We start from the raw sequence: 22,254 nt of genomic DNA on the forward strand, positions 1-22,254 counted from the left end.
ACAGCCAAGCCAGGTGATCCCCCTGCCGGCGCACTCACAGCGACCCGAAAAGGACCGCCACACCTTCCGCAATCGATGACCGTGGTGGCCCCAGAGGATATCCGTCAGATCCCCTCCCCATCCAGCCGCATCTACTCCGCAGCCTGAACCCGATTGGCCTGGATGACCGCCCGGATCTCGGACCGACAGGAGCCGCAATTGGTGCCGGCCTTCAGGGCGCCGCCTATGGCTTCGACTGTCGCGCACCCGGCTGCCACTGCCGCCGCGATCTGGTTGACCCCGACGCTGAAACAGGAGCAGACGGTCGCGCCCGCATCGGGCCGATCGGCGCCGGCGCGACCAGCGACGATCCTGAAGCGTTCGCGCTGGCTGGTGTGAACCTCCTGGAGTTGCTGTGCCGCCCAACCCCGCGAAACCGCCACCGGTCCCGACGCGATAAACAAAGCCCCGGCGAGGTGCTGGTCGTCGAAGGCAGCAATACGATGCTGGCCGGTATCGCGGTCGTGATAAGCGAGCGTATCGGCTACGGGAACATCGAAAAGCGAACCAGCAAAACCAGCCCAGTCGATGTCGTCGTCAGCAAAGGCAAGCTCCACCCGCCAGCCGCCCTTGCATTTGGCCACGGCCCAGTAATCTGCTGCGACCGCCACCGGCTTGCGGCGCACCACGGCGAAGCCGAAGGCTCTCGCGGCGAATTTCTCGATACGGGCGCCGACATGTTTCAGCGCAGGCTGACCGGAAACCGGATCGGTCAGAGGCGCGGTCAGCGAGTCGAGCCGGCCTTTTGCCGAAAACTGGTCAGTCCAGTGCATCGGCGCAAACACGCTGCCCTGGCGCTGGCGTGCCGTCACCAGCGCGCGCACCAGCACATCGCCGCGCGGGCTGGAGACGCGCACGATGTCGGCGTCGCCAATGCCGTGATGCGTGGCATCCGCCGGGTGGATCTCGACGAAGGGCTCGGCCATGTGCTGGGAGAGACGTGGGCTTTTCCCAGTGCGGGTCATTGTGTGCCAATGGTCGCGAACACGGCCGGTGTTGAGGATCAGCGGATAGTCCGGGCTGGTTCGTGTCTCGACGATGGGACGAATGGCGATGAAGCGGGCCTTGCGGTCGGGGGTGTAGAAATTGCCGTTGGCGAAGAAGCGGGTGCTGGAAGGGTCAAGTCCCGCTTGAACACCCCCCTCTGTCCTGCCGGACATCTCCCCCGCAAGGGGGGAGATTGGCAGCTTTGACGCCGGCATATCTTCTGCATCGTTGGTAATTGGCGAAGGCCGAGGCGACGGCTGATCTCCCCCCTTGCGGGGGAGATGGCCGGCAGGCCAGAGGGGGGTGGCTGGGCTCGGCGCCGGCCATTGGAAAGGCTCAAGCGCTGCATAGGCCTCCTTATCAACACCAGCATAACCACCAATATCGAAATCCCGTGCGCCGTCATTCTCGAACCCGGACAGCGCGGCGTGTTCGGCGAAGATTTCCGCTGTCGACGAGTAGAAAAACGCCTCGTCAAACCCCATCCGCCGCGCCACTTCCGAAACGATCCACCAATCCGGCAGCGCCTCACCGGGCACCGCAAGAAAGCTGCGCTGGCGCGAGATGCGGCGCTCTGAATTGGTGACGGTGCCGTCCTTCTCGCCCCATGCGGCGGCGGGCAGCCGCACATGGGCGTGGCGCATGGTGTCCGTGCTCGCCAGCACATCCGAAACCACGACGAACGGGCAAGCCTTGATCGCCGCCTCGACGGCATCGGCATCCGGCATCGAGTCGACCGGGTTGGTGGCCATGATCCACAATGCCTTGATGCGGCCGGCGGCGATCGCCTGAAACATCTCGACCGCCTTCAGACCGGGCTTTGGGGCGACGGCCGGCGCATTCCAGAAACGCTGCACGCGGTCGCGGTGCTCGGGGTTTTCGATCTCCATATGGGCGGCCAGCATATTGGCCATGCCGCCGACCTCGCGGCCGCCCATGGCGTTGGGCTGGCCGGTCACTGAAAACGGTCCTGCCCCAGGTTTGCCGATGCGGCCGGTGGCGAGATGGCAGTTGATGATGGCGTTGACCTTGTCAGTGCCCGAAGACGACTGGTTCACGCCTTGGCTGTAGACCGTCACTGTCTTTGCGGTGGTGGCAAACAGGCTATAGAAGCGGGCAAGCTCCTCTTCGCTCAAGCCGGTGGCGGCGGCAACGCCGGCAAGATCGAGTTTCGAGGCAGCGAAGAGCGCTTGCCCGAAGCCGGTCGTGTGGGCGGTGATGTAACCGCGGTCGAGTGCGTTGTGCTGGCCGAGCCAGGCGAGCAGACCAGTGAACAAAGCAACGTCGCCATCCGGCGCGATCGCCAGGTGAATGTCGGCGATATCAGCGGTCATGGTGCGGCGCGGGTCGACCAGCACGACCTTCATCTCCGGTCGTTTTTCCCGGGCCGCCGCGATGCGCTGGAAGAGCACGGGATGGCACCAGGCGAGATTGGAGCCGACCAGCACGATCAGGTCGGCGAGCTCGAGATCCTCGTAGGTGCCGGGCACGGTGTCGGAGCCGAAGGCGCGGCGGTGGCCGGCAACCGAGGAGGCCATGCATAGCCGCGAATTGGTGTCGATATTGGCCGAGCCGATGAAGCCCTTCATCAGCTTGTTGGCGACATAGTAGTCTTCGGTCAGCAACTGGCCGGAGACATAGAAGGCGACGGAGTCAGGACCGTGCTCGGCGATGGTTTGCGAAAAGGTCGAAGCGACGCGGTCGAGCGCCTCGTCCCAGCCGGCACGGCGACCGTGGATTTCGGGGTAGAGCAGCCTGCCGTCGAGGTCGATGGTTTCGGCCAGGGCCGAGCCCTTGGAGCAGAGCCGGCCGAAGTTCGCTGGATGGTCGGGGTCGCCGCGGACGCTGACTTCACCGTCCGCGGCGACTTTCGCCAGCACGCCGCAACCCACCCCGCAATAGGGGCAGGTGGTCCTCACCTCGCGCGCTTCGCCCAGTTCCATGCTTCAGGCCGCGCGGCTGGCCAGCGCTTTCAGCGCAATGAACAGGAGCTCGCCCTCGATCCGCACAGGAATGGTGCGCACGGCGCCCTCGTCGGCGCCGAGCGCCTTGCCCGTCTCCAGCGAGATGACCCAATTGTGCAAGGGACAGGTGACGGCGGTGCCGTGGACGATGCCTTGGCTCAGCGGCCCACCTCTGTGCGGGCAATGATCGTCGATGGCGTAGACCTGATCGTCCTGCGTGCGGAAGACGGCGATCTTACCCTCGGGTGTGTCGACGCAGCGCGCGCCACGCCGCGGGATGTCGGAGAGTGAGCCGATCGATATCCAGTCCATTTTGATCACTCCGCCGCCTGCGCAAACCCGACAGAAGCCATTGGCCGGAACTCGTGCTTGTCCTTGCCGGAGACGCGTTCCGACCACGGGTCGACCTGGGCGAATTTCTGGCTGAAGACGAAGCGTTCGTAATAGGCCTTGCGCTTGGCGCCGTCGTCCATGATCTGGCGCTTGATCTCGGGGATGCCGATGCGCTTGGCCCATTTATAGATGCGCTCGAGATAGCGGCCCTGCTCGCGATACATCTGCGTCAGCGCGACGATATGCTCCAGCGCCTCGTCCTCGGTCTTGACCAGGCCAAGCACTTCGGTGCCCTTAATGTCGAGGCCGGCGGCGCCGGCGAAATGGATCTCGTAGCCACTGTCGACACAGATCACGCCGACATCCTTGCAGGTCGCCTCGGCGCAGTTGCGCGGACAGCCCGACACCGCCATCTTAACCTTGGCCGGGGTCCACGAGCCCCACATGAATTTCTCGATGCGAATGCCGAGGCCGGTCGAATCCTGCGTGCCGAAGCGGCACCAGTCGGAGCCGACACAGGTCTTCACCGTGCGCAGGCCCTTGGCGTAAGCATGGCCTGAGACGAAGCCGGCCTGGCCGAGATCGGCCCACACCGCCGGCAGATCCTCCTTGCGGATGCCCAGCATGTCGATGCGCTGGCCGCCGGTGACCTTGACCATCGGTATCTCGAACTTATCGACGACGTCGGCGATGGCGCGCAGTTCGGCGGCGTTGGTGACGCCGCCCCACATGCGCGGCACCACCGAATAGGTGCCGTCCTTCTGGATGTTGGCGTGGACGCGTTCGTTGATGAAGCGCGACTGATAGTCGTCGGCGTAATCGTTCGGCCAGTCGCAGACGAGGTAGTAGTTGAGCGCCGGCCGACATTTTGCGCAGCCGCAGGAGGTCGTCCATTCCAGCTCCTGCATGACGGCGGGAATGGTCTTCAGGCTCTTGGCGATGATCAGCCGGCGCACCTCGTCATGGCCGAGCGTGGTGCAGCCGCACATCGGTTGCACGGCGGCCGGGTTGTATTTGTCGCCGATGGTCAGCACCATCAGCTTCTCGACCAGCCCGGTGCACGAACCGCAGGAAGCCGATGCCTTGGTGTGGGCGCGCACGTCGTCGAGCGAAGCCAGGCCCTTGGCCGTGATCGCGCCGGTGATCTTTCCCTTGCAAACGCCGTTGCAGCCGCAGATTTCCGCATCATCCGGCAAGGCTGCAACGGCCGCCATAGGGTCCAGCGGGGCACCCCCCTGGTAGGACTGGCCGAAGATGAGCGTGTCGCGCATCTCCGATATGTCGGTCTGCTTCTTCTTGAGATCGTTGAACCAGGCCCCATCCGCCGTCTCGCCATAAAGCACGGTGCCGATGATGCGGTCGTCCTTGAGCACAAGGCGCTTGTAGACGCCGGCGGCGGCATCGCGCAGCACGATCTCCTGGCGGTCCTCGCCTTCGGCGAAGTCGCCAAGCGAGAACAGGTCGATGCCGGTGACCTTGAGCTTGGTCGGCGTGTCCATGTGGACGAAGGCCGCTGCCTCGTTGCCGGCCAACTGGTTCGCGGCAACGCGCGCCATCTCGTAGAGCGGCGCGACCAGCCCGTAGACCTGGCCGTTGACCTCGGCGCATTCGCCGAGCGCGTAGATGTCGGGGTCGTTGCTGCGCATGCCGGCATCGACGACAATACCACGATTGACGGCTATGCCGGCCTCCTTGGCCAGCGCCGCATTCGGCCGGATGCCGACCGCCATCACCACCAGCGTTGCCGGGATGATGGTGCCGTCGGCAAGCTCCACCTGCCCGACCTTGCCGTTGCCGGTGATCGCCTGGGTGTTGGCCTTGGTGATGACCTTGATGCCGCGCTGTTCCACCGCGCGCTGCAGGAGATAGCCGGCGGCTGGATCGAGCTGACGCTCCATCAATGTCGGCATGACATGCAGCACGGTGACGTCCATGCCTTGGGCGTTCAAACCTGCTGCCGCCTCCAGCCCGAGCAGGCCGCCGCCGATGACCACGGCCTTGGCGCGCGACTGGGCGGCAAGCATCATGGCCTGAACATCGTCGAGGTCGCGATAGGTCAGCACGCCCGGCAGATCGTGACCGGGCACCGGAATGATGAAAGGCACTGATCCGGTGGCGATGACGAGCTTGTCGTAAGGCTCGGTGACGCCGTGGTCGGAGGTGACGGTCTTGGCCGCCCGGTCGATGGCCACGATCTTGTGACCCTTGTAGAGGGTGATGTTGTTGGCGATGTACCAGCCGTCGCCGTGGATGATGATTTCCTCATAGGCCTTTTCGCCGGAGAGAACCGGCGACAGCATGATGCGGTCGTAGTTCACCCGCGGCTCGGCGTTGAAGATGGTCACGGTGTAGCGGCCCGGCGCCTGTTCGAGCAGATGCTCCAGCATGCGCCCAGGGGCCATGCCGTTGCCGATGATGACGAGCTTTTCGGTCATGGCGTTACTCCGCGGCTTCGACGAAGCGATGACGTTCATAGAGGAACTTCAGCACCGCTTCGCGGCAGCGCAAAAAGGTGCGGTCGGAAGAGAGTTCGACGCGGCGACGCGGCCGTGCCAGCGGCACCGCAAGCACCTCGCCGATGGTAGCCGCCGGACCGTTGGTCATCATGACGATGCGATCGGACAACAATACCGCCTCGTCGACATCGTGGGTGATCATGATCGTCGTCGAGCCGAGCCTGGAATGGATGTCCATGACCGCGTCCTGAAGATGGGCGCGCGTCAGCGCGTCGAGTGCACCGAACGGCTCGTCGAGCAACAGGATCTTCGGCTCCATGGCAAGCGCCCGGGCAATGCCGACGCGCTGCTTCATGCCGCCCGATATTTCGGCCGGCCGCTTGTCCTTGGCATGGGCCATCTGCACGAGATCAAGATTGCGCATGATCCAGTCATGCCGTTCGGTCCTGCTCTTGGAACGACCAAAGACTTTCGACACCGCCAGGCTGATGTTTTCGTAGACGGTGAGCCATGGCAGCAGGCTGTGGTTCTGGAACACCACGGCGCGCTCGGGTCCGGGGCTGTCGACCTCCTTGTTTTCAAGCAGCACGGCGCCGGCGGAAACCTTGGTCAGCCCGGCGATCAGATTGAGCAAGGTCGACTTGCCACAGCCGGAATGGCCGATGATGGAGACGAATTCGCCCTTGTCGATGGTCAGCCTGATGTCCTTGAGCACCTCGCTGACCTGACCGCCGCGGGCAAAGGATTTGTCGATATGGTCGAGCTTCAGATAGGCCGTCATCGCCCTCTCCTCACTTTGCCGTTGTGCCGCGGGTGACGAAAGCGCCGACCGCAGCGACCAGGCGGTCGAGGCAGAAACCGGTGACGCCGATATAGGCGAGCGCGACGATGATGTCGGGCAGCCGCGACGAGTTCCAGGCGTCCCAGATGAAGAAGCCGATGCCGACGCCGCCGGTCAGCATTTCGGCGGCGACGATGGCGAGCCAGGACAGGCCGATGCCGATTCTGAGGCCGGTGAAGATGTAGGGTGCGGCGGCCGGAACCATGATCTTGACGAAGAATTCGAACTGGTTGAGCCGCAAGATGCGCGAGACGTTGCGGTAGTCTTCCGGAATGTTTCGCACGCCGACGGCGGTGTTGATGATGATCGGCCAGATCGAGGTGATGAAGATAACGAACAGCGCCGACGGGCTGGAATCGCGGAAAGCAGCCAGCGACAGCGGCAACCAGGCCAGCGGCGGCACGGTGCGCAGTATCTGGAACACCGGATCGAGGCCACGCATGGCCCAGATCGACTGGCCGACCAGGGCGCCGAGCGCGACGCCGACGATCGCCGCCAGGCCGAAGCCGATGGCGACGCGCTGCAGAGAGATCAGCACCCGCCACGCAAGGCCGATATCCTGCGGGCCGTTGTTGAAGAACGGATGCGCGATCAGGTCATAGGCCTCGTTCCACACCTGGCTGGGCGGCGGCAGGCTGGCGGTCGGCGACGAGCAGGCGATCTGCCACACGACCAGCATGAAGGCGATAACGATGACCGGCGGCACCAGGGCGGTGGCCAGCCTGCCGGCGATCGCGATCGGGTCGAAGCGGCGCCGCGCTTTGGCGGTGAAAGCGATGACCGCGGCAGACTTGGCGGGGAACGCCTTCACCGTGGTTTCCTCAATGGCTTGGATGGACATGTCTGACAATAACTCCGGGGTCGATGCGGGCGACAACGGCGAAGCGCCGTTGCGCTGGGGCGACAAACGGCGCAACGCGCCGTTTGCGCTGGTCAAGCCGATGCCTTGATCTTCAGGCTGTCGAGATAGGCCGACGGGTTGGCCGGGTCGAAAATCTTGCCGTCGAAGAAGGTCTCGACGCCGCGCGACGGCGAGGCCGGAATATCAGCTGCGGCAACGCCGAGATCCTTCGCCGCCTCGCGCCAGATATCCTCGCGATTGACCTGATCGACCAGCGTCTTGATGTCGGTGGTCGGCGCGAATTTTCCCCAACGGATGTTTTCGGCGAGGAACCAGCTGTCGTGGCTCTTGTAGGGATAGGAGACGCCACCCTTCCAGAATTTCATGTAGAGGTCAGTGCCGGTGGCCACGCGGCCATTGCCGTAGTTGATGTCGCCCTTGAGGCGGCCGACAATGTCGGCGACAGGCACGTTCATCCATTGCCGCTTGCCGATGATGGCGGCCATCTCGTCCTTGTTCTCCGCGGCCTCACACCATTGCTGGGCCTCCATGACGGCCATCACGATCGCCTTGGTGGCGTTCGGGTATTTGTCGATGAATTCGGCGCGGAGGCCGAGCGCCTTTTCGGGATGACCCTTCCACAGTTCGCCGGTGGTGGCGGCGGTGAAACCAACGCCCTGGTGGACGAGCTGTTCGTTCCACGGTTCGCCAACGCAGAACACGTCCATGTTGCCGACTTTCATGTTGGCGACCATCTGCGGCGGCGGCACGACAATGGTCGAGACGTCCTTGTCGGGATCGATGCCGCCGGCGGCCAGCCAGTAACGGAGCCACAAATCATGGGTCCCGCCCGGGAACGTCATGGCGGCCTTGATTTCCTTGCCGGCCGCCTTCTTGGCGGCGAAGGCGTCCTTCAGCTTGGAGGCGTCGAGGCCGACACCGGTGCCGGCGTATTCCTGCGCAACCGAAATGCCCTGGCAGTCGTAGTTGAGCCGCGCCACGATAGCCATCGGCATCGGCTGGTTGTTCTGCGTCACCTTGCCGATGTGCATGAGATAGGGCAGCGGCGTCAGGATGTGAGCGCCGTCGATGCCGTTGGCTGCGCCGCCGAGCATCAGATTGTCGCGCGTCGCGCCCCAGGAGGCCTGCTTGAGCACCTCGACGTCGGGCATGCCGAACTTGACGAACAGCCCCTTCTCCTTGGCGATCATCAGCGGCGCCGCGTCGGTCAGCGCGATGAAGCCGAGCTTGGCGCCGGTGACCTCCGGAGCGGTCGTGGCGGCATAGGCGCCCGAGGGGAAGAGCTTGCGGGCCGCCACGAACAGGCCGGCCGTCATGGCGCTGCTGACAAGAAAATCGCGGCGCGTCACATCCTTGAGCGATGTTCCCGTCCCGATCCATTTCCCTATTTTTTCTTTCATCGTGATCTCCGGTTGAACGCTTCGTCGAGTGGCCCAAAACAAAAAAGCCGCCGTCCAGGCCTCGCGCGTCCGTACATCCGGGATCGCGTCGTTGACCTGAGCGGCAGCTTTGCCTGTGGCGCCCGCCATTGGACGCCTGTTCCGTGACCCGCGAAGGGCCTGGCTAATTCAAAGCAGGAACCGTGCCAGTTTTGGGTGAAACGAAAAACCTAAATGAAATCAACATTACGCGCCAGACGCCGGCATGCGAGGCGACATCGCAAGCAGATCAAAGATTGTTCACTACAGCAATCGCACGCACATTTTTTGTGCAATGCACAAGAATGGCGCGAGAATGATCAGGCTTCCGCGCGAGCGTTCTGGCGCGCTATATAGCCGTCGATCTCGTCGGGGTCGAAGGTCTGACCGTCGAAGAAGCCGTCTGGCCCAAGCACCAAGCCTGCCCCGGTCGCACCGACAGCCGTGGCGACCTTAAGCGCGCCCTCGACCTTCGCATTGGCGCCGGGAAGTGCAACGCCAAGCGGCTTTAGCGCCGAGCGGTAGAGGTCGGGACGGTAGCAGTCACGGGCGATAGCAAGGTTTTCCGGCGTGTGCTCGACATGCCCCCAGCGCACCATCTGCGTATAGAACCACAGCGCATGGCTCTTCCACGGAAAGTTCGCCGCCTTGTCGAAGGGCAGGAAGAAGTCGTCGACATCCAGTTCGGCGCCGCCGCCCAGTTCAAGATGGCCGGTCAGGATCGGCATCTGGACAGCTGGTGGCAGGCCGAGGAAGCCAGCTTGAGCCATCACACCAGCCAGTTCGGCGTGGTTGCCCCGATCCTGGCACCAGCGCGCCGAATGATGCAGCGCGCGCAGCAATGCTGCCAGCGCGACCGGATTCTCCTGCGACCAGGCCTTGCGCACGCCGATCACCTTCTCCGGACTGTTGCGCCACAGCAGCGCCTTGACGGTGACGATATGGCCGGTGCCGGCAGCGACCGAGGCGCTGTTCCAGGGCTCGCCGACGCAGTAGCCGTCGATCCGCCCAGCGGCCAGCGCATCGGCCATGAAGGGCGGCGGCACGATGACGATCTCGATCTCGCGCTCCGGATCGATGCCGCATCCGGCAAGCCAGTAGCGCAGTTCGTAATTATGCCCCGAATGCGGGTGCACCACGGCAAAGCGCAGCGGATCGCCGCCAGCCCCGGCGCGCTCGCGAATGAAGGCACGAAGGGCTGCGCCCGCGCGCGCGGGCTCGAGATCGGGTATGGCGCCGTGTGCCGCCATGCCTTCCCAGACGGCGTTGGAGATGGTGACGCAATTGCCGCCAAGCCCGAGCGAAAACGGCACGATGGTCTCGGAAGCAAGCGGCGTCAGCCCGAGATTGCAGGCGAGCGGCATCGGCCCCAGCATGTGCGCCAGGTGGAAATGGCCGATGGCGATGCGGTCGCGGATGTTGGCCCAGGAGGTCTCGCGGTGCAGTGTGAGATCGATGCCCTCGCGCGCGGCGAATCCAAGCTCACCCGCCGCAACCAGCACGGCACTGTCGAAGAGCGGCATGAAGCCGGCGGTGATCTGGTGCTCAGCGCTCATGCTCATTCGTCCTCCGACGGCCCGAGCAGCCCGGCGGCAGTCACCAGGCTCTGGGCAATGTCGCCGATCTTGCGGTTCTGGTTCATCGCCGTCTTGCGCAGCAGCGTGTAGGCGGCCTCTTCGGTCAGGCCGCGCGACTTCATCAGGATGCCCTTGGCACGGTCGATCACCTTGCGGCTCTCAAGCTCGCCTCGAACCTCTTCCAGCTCGCGCGCCATGCGCGAGAAAGCGTTGAAGCGGCTGACCGCCATGTCCAGAATCGGCTTGACGCGCTCTTGCCTGAGGCCGTCGACGACATAGGCCGAAACGCCGGCATCGACCGCCGCTTCGATCGATGCCTGGTCCGATCGGTCGACGAACATGGCGATCGGCCGCTTCACCGCACGCGACAGCTGGAACATGTTTTCCAGCATGTCGCGGTTCGGGTTTTCCAGGTCGATGACGATGACGTCCGGCTCGATCTCGGCGATCCGCCGCGCAATGCCGGTCACGTCGTGGATGACGGTGACCCGCTCATGGCCGGCCTCGCGCAAACCTGCCTCGATGATCGCGGCGCGGATACGGTTTTCGTCGATGACCAGGACGGCGAGTGAGCTGCGGACCATGCGTGCATTGTGGGCAAGGTCGCAAAATTGTGCAACGCGGCATGGTCACAGGCTCCCGCCGCGGAGCAACCGACGACCGACAATGACCCGGTCTAGGTGGTCGGGACAAGGAATGCAGCGCAACGCTGGCACTGGTGATGACAGCCTTGCCGGTCGCCTGGTGCCTACCCAACGGTCTAGGTGCGATGAGACTTGCACCGCAACATCGGCTTGTTAAAGGTGGGGGCAACGACGGACATAGCTGTCCTTGCTCGCCGATCTGACCGGAAGGTTACCGCACGATGCTGCTCATGAAACGACGATTGGGGGCCAGGGAGCCGGCGCGCCCAGCACGGCGTCCCGGGAACCTGACGGCGATGTTCGTCCTGATAGCCGGGCCGCTCGTCCTTGGCATCGCCCTCCTGTTGGCTGGTCCGGCACAGGCCCAGGCGCCGGCCGCCGTCACGCCCGACAAGGTCAAACAGCTGTTCGAGCTTCTCGACGATCCGTCGGTGAAGGCCTGGGTGGCCGAGCAACGAAATCAGGGCGCAGGATCGACGGAAGCGCCTGCCGAGACTAGCGCTCCGCCGGCCGACGCCGTGCCCGCACCGGGCCAGATGAATACTATGGCATCCTCGACGCTCGATCGGATCAAGCATCACATCGAAAAGATCGTGCGAACCTTGCCTTCGCTGCCGGACCAGTTCGCGCGCGTCCGGGCCAATACCATGGACGATATGTCCAGCAAGGGCCCCGTCAGCATATTGGTGCTGATTGCGATCTTTATCGCTGCCGGCCTGGCGCTCACCTGGGCAATATACAAGCTCACCCGTCCATTTCGTCTTTGGATCATCGCGCAACCCAGAGATACGCCCATCGGGCGGGCCAAGAAGATCGGCGGCCGCACGCTTTATTCCAGCATGATGATCGGCTCGTTCGCGCTGGGCAGCGCCGGTGCGTTCATGCTGTTCGACTGGCCAGCGCTCATCCGCGAGATTGTGCTGACATTTCTGATGGCTGCGGTCTTTACGTGGGCTGTGCGCCTATACGTGATGGCCACACTCGTCCCTTCTTTCATGGAGGTCGAGCACGCCATCGAGGTTCGTGCCCTGCCGATCACCGACGGAGCTGCTGACCATTGGGCTTATTGGCTGCCCCGGATCGTCGGCGTTTTCGCCTTCTTCGCCGCCGCGTTTGTCCTCTTGCCGGGTCTCGGCATAGACCAGGACGGAATGATGGTCCTGTCCGTCGGCGCCGATTTCATATTGCTGTTGCTCTTCCTGCTGGCCATTTGGCGTCGGCCAAGAACGCAGCGAGACGGCGCGCGCCACAGCGGTCACACGGCAGTGACATGGTTGTTGACGGCTTATTTCGTCGTTCTGTTCCTCGAACGCATTGCCGGCCTCTACACATTCTTCTGGTTTACCTTCACCGCATTCTTCCTGCCTTTGGCAATTGTGCTGACAGAGCGCGGGGTTAATTTCGTCCTGCGGCCCGGTTCGGAAGATGCGGGCCGGCCGACGATCCCGGCGGTGACGATCGCTGTCATCGATCGCGGTATCCGGATGATTTTCATCCTCGCGGCGGCTTACCTTCTCGCACGCGTACTGGGCCTGGACATGCAATCCATGCGCGGCAGCGATACGACCACCATGCTCATATTGCGCGGCTTGATCAACGTCGTGGTCATTGCCCTTGCTGCCGATTTCGGCTGGTCGATCATCAAAGCCTTGATCGAACGAAAGCTGGGCGTCGCGATACCGCAAGCCGTGATGGGCGAGGAGGACATCCTCACCCTCGATCCGCATCAGGCGCGGCTGCACACGCTGTTGCCGATCATTCAGAACATTCTGCTCGCGGTGATCATCGTGATGGCGGTGCTGATGATGCTCGCTTCGATCGGAATCCAGATCGGCCCGCTGATCGCCGGCGCCGGCGTCGTCGGCGTCGCCGTGGGTTTTGGCGCGCAAACCATCGTCAAGGACGTGATCTCTGGCGTGTTTTATCTGCTCGACGATGCTTTCCGTGTCGGCGAATACATTTCATCGGGCAGCTACAGGGGTACGGTGGAGAGCTTTTCGCTGCGCTCGGTGAAGCTGCGCCACCATCGTGGTCCGCTGTTCACGATACCTTTCGGTGAACTCGGCGCCGTGCAGAACCAGAGCCGTGACTGGGTCACCGACAAATTCAACATCACCGTTGGCTATGACACCGATATCGACTTTGCTCGCAAACTGATCAAGCGAATTGGCCTGGAACTGGCCGAAGATCCGGAGTTCAAACACTGGGTGATCGAACCGATCAAGATGCAGGGCGTGCAGGAGTTCGGCGAGTACGGCATCGTCTTGAGGGTCAAGGTTACGACCAGACCTGGAGGCGCCTTCAGCATGAAAGGCAGGTTCTTTTTGCGCCTCCGCCAGGCCTTCAAGGAGCAGGGCATCGAACTCCCATTCCCGACCGTCCACGTCCAGGGGCTGCAAGACCCGCATGGGACAGAGAATGCGCCTTTGGAGATCACACCCGAATTACGAATGGCCGTCGCCCAGTCGCACACCAATCGGCGCAGAAAAAAAGCGAGCACAACGGAGTAGGACGCCGTGATACCGGCCGGCCGCAACACGGCTTTCCGCGCAAAACCAGGACCCACGACACCACGCTAGTCGGAACTGCCGATAGCGGTGACGCGATCGCCGCCAACCAGCACCAGCGTGGCGTTTCTGAGGCCAAGCTTGACGAAAAGAGCAGATACGCTGGCCTTTCCGCAAGGCTCAGAGCGCAATCCAGGCGGTCTTGAGGTCGACAAATTTCTCCAGCGCATGCAGCGACTTGTCACGGCCGAAACCGGACTGTTTGACGCCGCCAAGCGGCACGGTGATATCGGCTCCGCCATAGGTGTTGACGTGGATGACACCGGCGTTGATGGCGCGCACCATGCGATGGGCCGTGGAAAGATTGGCGGTCCACACCGCCGAGGCAAGTCCGTAGACAGTGGAGTTGGCGAGATGCACCGCCTCCTCCTCGGTCTCGAAGCGCATCACGCCGAGCACCGGTCCGAACACCTCCTCGCGCGCCAACTGCATCTCTTGCGTCACGTTCTCGAAGATCGTCGGCGCCATGTAGCTGCCGCCAGTCTCGGTCAGTATCCGTTCGCCACCGGCGACGAGACGGGCGCCTTCGGCTTGCGCCATGGCGACGAAGCCGAGATTCTTGTCCAGCTGTTCGGCGCTCGATACCGCACCGATATCGCTGGCGAGATCGAGCGGGTCGCCGACCTTGAGCCGCGTGGTTGCCGAGACAAGTTCGTCCATGAAAAGATCATAGACCGACGACTGGACGAGCAGACGCGAGCCCGCCACGCAGACCTGGCCTGAATTGCGAAAGATGCCGTTGGCCGAGACGACCGCCGCCTGCTTCAGGTCCGGAGCGTCGGCAAAGACGATGTTGGGCGACTTGCCGCCAAGCTCGAGGAAGACCCGCTTCAAATTGGAACGGGCGGAGTATTCGAGCAGCCGCCGGCCGACCGGCCCCGATCCGGTAAAGGCGATGGCGTCGACATCCATATGGAGGCCAAGCGCTTCGCCGGCGACAGCACCATGCCCGGTAACGACGTTGAACACGCCTTCGGGAAGTCCAGCCTCGCTTGCGAGTTCGGCCAGCCGCAGCAAGGTCAGCGAGGCGATCTCCGGCGGCTTGACGACGACGCTGTTGCCGGTGGCCAGTGCGGGCGCAATCTTCCAGGCGCCGATCATCAGCGGGAAGTTCCACGGCACGATGACGCCGACGACACCGAGTGGCTCCCTGTGGATCAGCCCGAGCACATTGTCGGCCGTCGGCGCGATCTCGCCATAGACCTTGTCGATCGCCTCGGCGTAGTAGCGGATGGTGCCGGCCGCCGACAGCGGCTCGGCCTTGTAGGCCATGCCGATCTCGGTGCCGTTGTCGCGCACGCCAAGCACGGCCAGCTCATCGACATGTTTTTCGATCAGCTCGGCAAATTTCGTCAGCACCTTCTTGCGAAAGGCAGGGGCGGCGCGTGACCATAAACCCTTCTCGAATGCGTTTCGCGCCGATCGGACCGCGCGATCGATGTCGGCGGCATTGCCGTCGGCGATGCTGGCAAAAGCGCGGCCGTCGATCGGCGAAATCACCGCCAGCGTCGCGCCGCTCGTCGCTGCGGCCTGTGCGCCATCGATAAACAAGCCCCGCTCGCCGATCTCCGTCTTGCGCAGCGCGTCGATGGCATTCTGGCTGATCATTGGTGGCGGACTCCCAAGGAAACATACAACGTGGTTGGCGCGCGGAATTCCCAGCCGCGAAACACCGGCACCTTGCCCGGCACCAGACTGAGATCGGGGAAGCGCAGGAGCAGCAGCCTTAATGCAAGGCACATCTGCTCGCGCGCGAAAAACCGGCCCGAACAGAAATGATGACCAAAGCCGAAGGCGGCATGATTGCCTTCCCTGCGGTTGATGTCGAAGCGGTCTGGATCGGCAAAGCGGCTCTCGTCGCGGCTTGCCGAGGAGACAAGTGCAGCGACCGCGGCGCCGGCAGGGATCGTTACGCCGCCAAGCTCGACCGCCCGCGTCGTCTGCCGCGTCTGGGTGCCGATCGGCGCCACCCAGCGCAAGCCTTCATCGACAGCCCTGGGCACAAACGTCTCGTGATCGGCGAGCACCTGCCGCAATTGTTCGGGATGCGCAAGCAGGCCGGCGAGGATCGAACCGGCACCATGTCCGGGCTCCTGCATGCCGCCAAGCAGGATGACCTTGATGCTTGGCATCAAGAAATCGATCGGCCGCGTCGTGCCTTCCGGCATGCCGTCATGCAGCATATGCGACAGCGCCGAGCCGTCGGGGGCGCGCGCCAGTCTATCCAGAGTCGGCCGGATGGCTGCGCCGACCTCGGCGCTGATCGCGTCGGCGATCTCTTGCCGCTTCGGGTCGTTCTCGAAATTGATGGCGCCCTGCGCAAGGCCATAGAACCAGCGGCGCAGCGTCGGCATGTCGGTGTCGGCAAGGCCAAGCGAGCGCGCCAGGCTGAGCGTCGACACCGGCTCGAAATAATCCGCCATCAGCTCGGCGGAGCCTTGTTCGGCGATCCGGTCGAGAAAAGGTTCGGCAATCGACCGTACGAGATCGCCGGCATAGGCGGCGACGGTGCGCGGCCGGTATTTCGGATCGACGCCTTGGCGCAGCTGTCTATGCGTTTCGCCGTCGGTGGTCAGGATGGTCGGCTTGCCGAACGAGCGTTCGACCGGAGACGTACCGACGACGGCGGAGAAGATGTCGGGTGACTTTGCGACGGTCTCGACGTCCTTCCAGCGGGTGACGAACCAGAGATTGACCGCCGGCACGAAAGCGACAGGCGCACTGCGCCGCAGTTCCGCATAGATCGGATACGGATCGGCTTCCAGCGCCTCAACGGTGATGCTCTCGGCAAAGCTCAACGCCGTTACTCCCTTGCGATGGAAAGGGGCGGCGCCGAACGCGCTACCCCCTTGTCCTTTGTCCTAGTCCTTCAGCGGCACGCCGAGATTTTCGAAGGCAACCGGATCCCGGCTCTTCAACGCACCGGCAAGCAGCAGGCCGACCACCGCGGCAATCAGCACCAGCCCCGGCAGCAACACGCCAAGGAAGCCACCGGCCCCGGACAGGCCACCGAAATTAATGACGATCAGGTAGATGATGACGACGAAAGCGATGAAGGCCAGCCCAGGCAGGATGGTGGTCTTCAGCGCATTCTCCTGCGTCGACGGGTTGGCGCGGAAGTACATCACCACGGCGAGCGAGGCCACCGCCATCATGACGATGACTCCCAGCGTCGCGACATTGGTCAGCCAGGAAAACAGCGCCAGAACCGGATCGAGGCCGAGTATCGCGAACAGTCCGATGACGATCGCTGCCAACACGCTCTGGATGACGGAAGCGACATGCGGGCTCTGGTGCACTGAATGCGTCACGCCGATCGCTTCAGGCAACAGCTTCTCGCGGCCCGAGACGTAGATGTAGCGGGCAACCGCGTTGTGGAACGCCAGCACGCCGGCAAACAGGCTCGACACGAACAGGATGCCCATGGCGTGCGACAGCATGGTTCCGGCGTAGCGGTCGGACAGGCCGAACAGGAAAGTCGTCGGATCCTGAAGCGCCTGCAGTGCCGGCAACAATTTGTCGACGCCGGCGCCGACCGCCATCAGCCAGGCCGTGACCATGTAGAAGACGCCGATCAGCAGCACGGAGAAATAGGTGGCGCGCGGAATGGTCACCTTGGGGTCGCGGGCTTCCTCGGCGTAGATCGTCGTCGCCTCGAAACCGATGAAGGCGGCGAAACAGAACAGGATGGCGATGGCGGGCGAGCCGCTGACGATCTGGCTCCAGCTGAACGGCGCCGCCGAGAGGCCGCTGTCGCCACCGGTCTTGAGGATGGCGAGGTCTAACACCAGCACCACGATGTATTCGCACAGCACCAGCACCGTCAGGATCTTGGCCGAGAGGTCGACCTGGCGGTAGCCCAACACCGCGACGATGGCGACGGCGATGAAGCTCCACACCCACCAGGGCAGGTCGATGCCCCAGCCGGCGAACAGGCCGGCGGTCGCGGCCCCCAGCAGGCCCATGACCCCGATCTGCATGGCGTTGTAGGACAGGATCGCGATGATTGCGGTTGCGCCGCCGGCAAAACCGCCGAGCCCGCGCGCGGCATAGGCATAGAAGGCGCCGGCATTGCCGACATGGCGCGACATGGCGACGTAGCCGACCGCAAACAGCAGCAGCAACACGGTCACGATAAGATAGGTTCCGGCAAAGCCCGCCCCGTTGCCCATAAGCATGCCGAGCGGCGTGCCGCCGGCGACCGCGGTGAGCGGCGCCGCCGCCGAAATCACCATGAAGGTGATAGCGCCGACGCCAAGACTGTTCTTGCGCAGCCTGTTGGCGGGCGCCTGTTCCGAAACTGCTGACATTTGTCCCTCCAGTCTTACGAACCCCTGGGTTCGCGGCCGCTCGGCCTGTTCCCTGAATGTCATCGGTTCATTATTTGAACCCTTATTTTGAATATAGACTTGCAAAGAATGCGGATGCCTGTCAAGTTAATTCACACATTAAGTTTCTATCCGAGCGGGAGGCTGGATGGGTACGGTCGGCAAGGCGATTTCACTTCTGGAGCTGTTCACGGCGGACGAGCCCGAGCTCGGACTTTCCGATCTCGCGCGGCGGTGCGCCTTGGACAAGGCGACGACGCGGCGGCTGCTGATGGCGCTGGGCGGCCATGGCTTCGTCGAGCAGGATGCCGGCACGCGGCACTATCGCCTCGGCGCCGGCCTGTCGCGGCTGGCGCGTATCCGCGAAGCCTGCTTCCCGTTCCTGCAAACGGCAATTCCCGTGGCGCAGGATTTGGCGGGTTCGACAACCGAGACGGTGCATCTGTCGGAATTCGGCGTCGACAGACTGATCACCGTTTATGTCGAGCATTCAAGCTGGGCAAACCGGGTGAACATCGATGTCGGCCAGCTTCTGCCGCTGCATTCCACCGCCTCCGGCATCGCCTATCTCGCCTTCGCCGACAACGCGACCGTGAAAGCATGCCTGACAGGTTCGCTTGAGGCCTTCACCGATCATACCCTCGTCGAGCCGGCCGCCATTTCAAAGTCGATCGGCGAGGCGCGCGACCGCGGCTATTCGATCTGCGGCCAGGGCCATGAGGACGGCGTGATCGGCGTCGCGGCTGCAATCCGCGCCGCCAATGGACTTGCGCTGGGGAAAATTGCGGTGGCAGCCCCGAAGGCCAGGACGACACCGGCTGCGATCGTGGAACGAGGGCTTGCGGTTGTGACCGCGGCACGGGAGATTTCGATGCGCCTCAATGGCGAAAACCTGCAAACCCTGAGGAGGCAGGCCTGATGTCTGCAGATATGGCGCCCCGCATCCTGGTCATCGGCACGGGCGATACCAAGACCGACGAACTGCTGTTCATGAAAGCGTGTATCGAGGCATCCGGTGGCCGCGCCGTGATGATGGATGTCAGCGTGCTGGGCGCCCCCGCCTATAGTCCCGATCACGACAAGCATGCCGTTGCGCGGGCCGCTGGCGTGACGATGGCCGAAATCGTCTCGAGCGGCGATGAAAACACCGCCATGACATTGATGGCCGTCGGCGCCGTTCAGCTGGTGCGCCAGCTTCACCAGCGCGGCGAGATCGACGCCTTCATCGCCATCGGTGGTTCGATGGGAACCGATTTGGCGCTCGATGTCGCGCTGTGCCTGCCGCTCGGCGTGCCGAAATTCGTCGTCTCGACCATCGCCTACTCGCATCTCATTCCGCCCGAGCGTGTCGCGCCCGACCTGATGATGATCCTGTGGGCAGGCGGGCTCTACGGCCTCAACACCATCTGCAAGCTGGTCCTTTCCCAGGCCTGCGGCGCGGTGGTCGGTGCGGCGAAGATCGTGCTTGCATCCCGTGCTTCGGCCCCGGCGGTCGGACCGACCATCGGCATGACTTCGCTGGGCAGCAGTTGCCTGCGCTATATGAAGACGCTGAAGCCGGCGTTGGAGCAGCGCGGCTATGACGTCGCAGTCTTTCACACCACCGGGATGGGGGGCCGGGCCTTCGAATCGATCGCCAGCCAGGACCATTTCTGCGCGGTGTTCGACTTCAGCCTGCAGGAGATCACCAATTATCTTGCCGGTTCGGTCGTCAGCTCCGGCGCCGACCGGCTCGAGAATGCCGGCGCCCGCGGCATTCCGCAGATCGCAGCCCCTGGCGCCGTAGACATGGTCGATTTGCCGACCTGGCAGGCGCTGCCGACAAAGTTCGCGCAGCGGCCATTCCATGCTCATAACAGGTTGATCGGCTCGATCACCGTCGATGCCGCCGACCGCCGTGAAGTCGCCAGGACCATCGCCTCCAAGCTCGGTGCGTCGAAGGGGCGCTCCGCTTTCATCCTGCCCTCCGGCGGCATCCAGGAATGGGATGCGCAGGGCGAGCCGCTGTACGAACCCGAAGCCCTCGCGGCGTTCACCGATGAGATGCGCAAGGCCATTCCCGCCGGCGTCGAGTTCCACGAGATCGACGCCCACATCAACAGCGACGAGTTCGTCGGCAAGGCGCTCGAAATCTTCGACCGCTGGGTCGAGGAAGGCATCATCCCGCGCGGCATGCCGGCCAAGGGAGTGGCTGCGTGAGCGCTGTTCCTGCCCAGGCGCTCGTCCTCGATTTCGGCGGCGTCGTCACCCGGACCCTTTTCGAGACCCATGCCTTGACCGAACAGGCGCTCGGCCTCGCGCCGGGAACGCTGCAATGGCACGGGCCGTTCGACCCGGATTCAGATCCGCTGTGGCGCTCCATGCAGGCCAACGACATCAGCGAGCGCGATTATTGGCGCACCCGCACCAGCGAAGTCGGCCGGCTCGTCGGCGAGGACTGGGAGGCAATGGAGACATTCGTCCAGCGCGCACGCGGAGCCGAGCCGGAAAAGATCGTGCGGCCCGAAGCCGTCCGCGCCATCCGGACCGTGCATGCGGCGGGATTTCGCCTGGCGATCCTGTCCAACGAGCTAGATCTGTTCTATGGCGCCGGCTTCCGTCAGCGGCTGCCGCTGCTCGAGCTGTTCGACACCATCGTCGACGCCACCTATACCCGCATCCTCAAGCCCGATCCGCGCGCCTATGCCTTGGTGACCGAGGCGCTTGGCCTGCCTGCCCGCGCCTGTGTGTTCGTTGACGACCAGCAGCGCAATGTCGATGGCGGCCGTGCCGTCGGCATGCGCACCGTTCATTTCGACGTCGCGCGGCCGGCACTTTCCTATGCCGAGGCCCTCGGCCATTTCGACCTCATCTCCTGAGACATTTGCGGAGCCTTGCGATGCGCGACATCAATTTCCTCACCGAGAAAAACGCCAAGCCGATCTGGCATCCGATGGCACACCCGGCCGAGATGCGGGCCAACCCGCCAAAGGTGATCATGAAAGGCGAAGGCGTGATGGTCACCGACATCGACGGCAACACCGTGCTCGATGCGGTTGGCGGACTGTGGAACGTCAATCTCGGCTACTCCTGCGACCCGATCAAGAAGGCCATCGCCGACCAGCTCAGCGCCCTGCCCTACTATTCCGGGTTTCGCGGCACGTCGACCGGCCCGTCGATCGAGCTCGCTTACGAACTCAGCGAATGGTTCGAACCGGAAGGCATGGTGCGGACCTTCTTCACCTCGGGCGGCTCGGATTCGGTCGAAACCGCACTGCGGCTCGCCCGCCAATACTGGAAGATCCGCGGCCAGGGCGACCGGACAAAATTCCTCGCGCTGAAGAAGGGCTATCACGGCACCCATTTCGGTGGCGCGTCAGTCAACGGCAACGCCAATTTCCGCCGCAACTATGAGCCGCTTATGCCCGGCGTCTTCCACATTCCCGCACCCTGGACCTTCCGCAATCCGTTCGACGAGACCGATCCGGCGCGGCTGGCCAAACTGTGCGCCAAAGCGCTGGAGGACGAGATCGCCTTCCAGGGCGGCGACACCATTGCCGCCTTCATCATGGAGCCGGTTCTCGGCGCCGGAGGCGTCATCGTTCCGCATGACAGCTTCATGCCGCTGGTGCGCGAGATATGCGACCGCCACGAAATCCTGCTGATCGCCGACGAGGTGGTCACGGGCTTCGGTCGCACCGGCGCCTGGTCGGGTTCGCGGCTATCCGGCGTGAAGCCGGATTTCATGACCATCGCCAAGGCGATCACCTCGGGCTATTTCCCGCTCGGCGCCACCTTGATCGGCGCCAAGGTCGCCGACGTCTTCGAGGCCGACAAGACCAGCTTCGGGGCGATCGGTCATGGCTATACCTATTCCGGCCATCCTGTCGGCTGCGCGGCAGGGCTGGCTGCACTTGCCGAGACCAAACGGCTTCGCCTGGACGAGAACGCAGCCGCGCGCGGCATCGAGCTCGCGGCGACGCTGGAGGGGCTAAAAGCCAAGCACGCGATCGTCGGCGACATCAGGTACATGGGCCTGATGGCTGCGCTAGAGCTGGTCTCCGATCGCACGACGAAAAAGCCGGTGGACAAGAAGACCATGGCCGTGGTTTCGGAAGCCACTTATGACGCCGGCGTCATGCTGCGCGTGTCCGGCAACAACATCATCCTGTCGCCGCCGCTGATCATCAGCGCCGCCGACGTGGCAAAGATCGGCGAGGCCATCGATGCAGGTCTTTCGAGGGCCTGATAGACCCGCT

General features: G+C 63.7%; 16 protein-coding genes. 5 read left to right on the plus strand and 11 right to left on the minus strand.

The annotated features are described in order from the left end of the window. Positions 1-131: 131 nt before the first annotated feature. The 8 genes from NKH54_RS10905 to NKH54_RS10940 all read right to left on the minus strand — a co-directional run bounded on the left by NKH54_RS10905 (position 132) and on the right by NKH54_RS10940 (position 11,061). The gene (locus NKH54_RS10905) at positions 132-2,969 is read right to left on the minus strand and encodes a molybdopterin-dependent oxidoreductase (RefSeq protein WP_353028198.1); all 2,838 of its coding nucleotides are present in this window, start codon (positions 2,967-2,969) and stop codon (positions 132-134) included. 3 nt (positions 2,970-2,972) lie between these two features. Beyond that, entirely contained in the window at positions 2,973-3,302 is a 330-nt protein-coding gene (gene nirD / locus NKH54_RS10910) for a nitrite reductase small subunit NirD (RefSeq protein WP_023686954.1), read from the minus strand. Positions 3,303-3,307: 5 nt separating this feature from the next. Then, positions 3,308-5,758: a nitrite reductase large subunit NirB gene (nirB, locus tag NKH54_RS10915; RefSeq protein ID WP_353028199.1), complete on the minus strand. Its 2,451-nt coding sequence runs from the start codon at positions 5,756-5,758 to the stop codon at positions 3,308-3,310. 4 nt (positions 5,759-5,762) lie between these two features. Further along, positions 5,763-6,560 carry an ABC transporter ATP-binding protein gene (locus NKH54_RS10920; protein WP_023682696.1) on the minus strand — a complete coding sequence of 266 codons (798 nt, stop codon included), beginning with the start codon at positions 6,558-6,560 and terminating at the stop codon, positions 5,763-5,765. A 10-nt stretch (positions 6,561-6,570) separates the two neighbouring features. Further along, entirely contained in the window at positions 6,571-7,461 is an 891-nt protein-coding gene (ntrB, locus tag NKH54_RS10925) for a nitrate ABC transporter permease (protein ID WP_352537109.1), read from the minus strand. Between the two features lie 92 nt (positions 7,462-7,553). Continuing rightward, the gene (locus tag NKH54_RS10930; protein WP_353028200.1) at positions 7,554-8,882 is read right to left on the minus strand and encodes a CmpA/NrtA family ABC transporter substrate-binding protein; all 1,329 of its coding nucleotides are present in this window, start codon (positions 8,880-8,882) and stop codon (positions 7,554-7,556) included. A gap of 338 nt (positions 8,883-9,220) precedes the next feature. Further along, positions 9,221-10,456 carry a CmpA/NrtA family ABC transporter substrate-binding protein gene (locus NKH54_RS10935; RefSeq protein ID WP_353028201.1) on the minus strand — a complete coding sequence of 412 codons (1,236 nt, stop codon included), beginning with the start codon at positions 10,454-10,456 and terminating at the stop codon, positions 9,221-9,223. 2 nt (positions 10,457-10,458) lie between these two features. Continuing rightward, positions 10,459-11,061: an ANTAR domain-containing response regulator gene (locus NKH54_RS10940; protein ID WP_023667842.1), complete on the minus strand. Its 603-nt coding sequence runs from the start codon at positions 11,059-11,061 to the stop codon at positions 10,459-10,461. A 281-nt stretch (positions 11,062-11,342) separates the two neighbouring features. Here NKH54_RS10940 and NKH54_RS10945 point away from each other — a divergent pair, with 281 nt between their 5' ends. Further along, positions 11,343-13,631 carry a mechanosensitive ion channel family protein gene (locus NKH54_RS10945; RefSeq protein WP_353028202.1) on the plus strand — a complete coding sequence of 763 codons (2,289 nt, stop codon included), beginning with the start codon at positions 11,343-11,345 and terminating at the stop codon, positions 13,629-13,631. Between the two features lie 177 nt (positions 13,632-13,808). Here NKH54_RS10945 and NKH54_RS10950 read toward each other — a convergent pair whose 3' ends face one another. The 3 genes from NKH54_RS10950 to NKH54_RS10960 all read right to left on the minus strand — a co-directional run bounded on the left by NKH54_RS10950 (position 13,809) and on the right by NKH54_RS10960 (position 17,998). Further along, positions 13,809-15,296 carry an aldehyde dehydrogenase gene (locus NKH54_RS10950; protein ID WP_353028203.1) on the minus strand — a complete coding sequence of 496 codons (1,488 nt, stop codon included), beginning with the start codon at positions 15,294-15,296 and terminating at the stop codon, positions 13,809-13,811. Then, the gene (locus tag NKH54_RS10955) at positions 15,293-16,486 is read right to left on the minus strand and encodes a cytochrome P450 (protein WP_353028204.1); all 1,194 of its coding nucleotides are present in this window, start codon (positions 16,484-16,486) and stop codon (positions 15,293-15,295) included. Before NKH54_RS10955 ends, NKH54_RS10950 begins: the two co-directional genes overlap by 4 nt. Positions 16,487-16,549: 63 nt before the next feature. Next, positions 16,550-17,998 (minus strand): APC family permease, encoded by a 1,449-nt coding sequence (locus tag NKH54_RS10960; RefSeq protein ID WP_023692262.1) that lies wholly within the window; start codon positions 17,996-17,998, stop codon positions 16,550-16,552. Between the two features lie 166 nt (positions 17,999-18,164). On the opposite strand from NKH54_RS10960, the gene NKH54_RS10965 reads away from it, so the two are divergent. Genes NKH54_RS10965 through NKH54_RS10980 form a run of 4 tightly spaced genes read left to right on the plus strand, consistent with a single transcriptional unit; the run spans position 18,165 to position 22,244 of the window. After that, positions 18,165-18,935: an IclR family transcriptional regulator gene (locus NKH54_RS10965; RefSeq protein WP_353028205.1), complete on the plus strand. Its 771-nt coding sequence runs from the start codon at positions 18,165-18,167 to the stop codon at positions 18,933-18,935. Beyond that, positions 18,935-20,215 (plus strand): Tm-1-like ATP-binding domain-containing protein, encoded by a 1,281-nt coding sequence (locus NKH54_RS10970; RefSeq protein WP_353028206.1) that lies wholly within the window; start codon positions 18,935-18,937, stop codon positions 20,213-20,215. The genes NKH54_RS10965 and NKH54_RS10970 overlap by 1 nt, the downstream gene beginning before the upstream one ends. Then, a complete protein-coding gene (locus NKH54_RS10975) occupies positions 20,212-20,874 on the plus strand; it encodes an HAD family hydrolase (RefSeq protein WP_023704730.1) in 663 nt (220 codons plus the stop codon). Before NKH54_RS10970 ends, NKH54_RS10975 begins: the two co-directional genes overlap by 4 nt. 20 nt (positions 20,875-20,894) lie before the next feature. Beyond that, positions 20,895-22,244 carry an aminotransferase class III-fold pyridoxal phosphate-dependent enzyme gene (locus tag NKH54_RS10980; RefSeq protein ID WP_353028207.1) on the plus strand — a complete coding sequence of 450 codons (1,350 nt, stop codon included), beginning with the start codon at positions 20,895-20,897 and terminating at the stop codon, positions 22,242-22,244. Positions 22,245-22,254: the final 10 nt, after the last annotated feature.

Origin of the sequence: Mesorhizobium sp. M1004, assembly GCF_040318795.1 — a bacterium.
GTDB lineage: Bacteria > Pseudomonadota > Alphaproteobacteria > Rhizobiales > Rhizobiaceae > Mesorhizobium.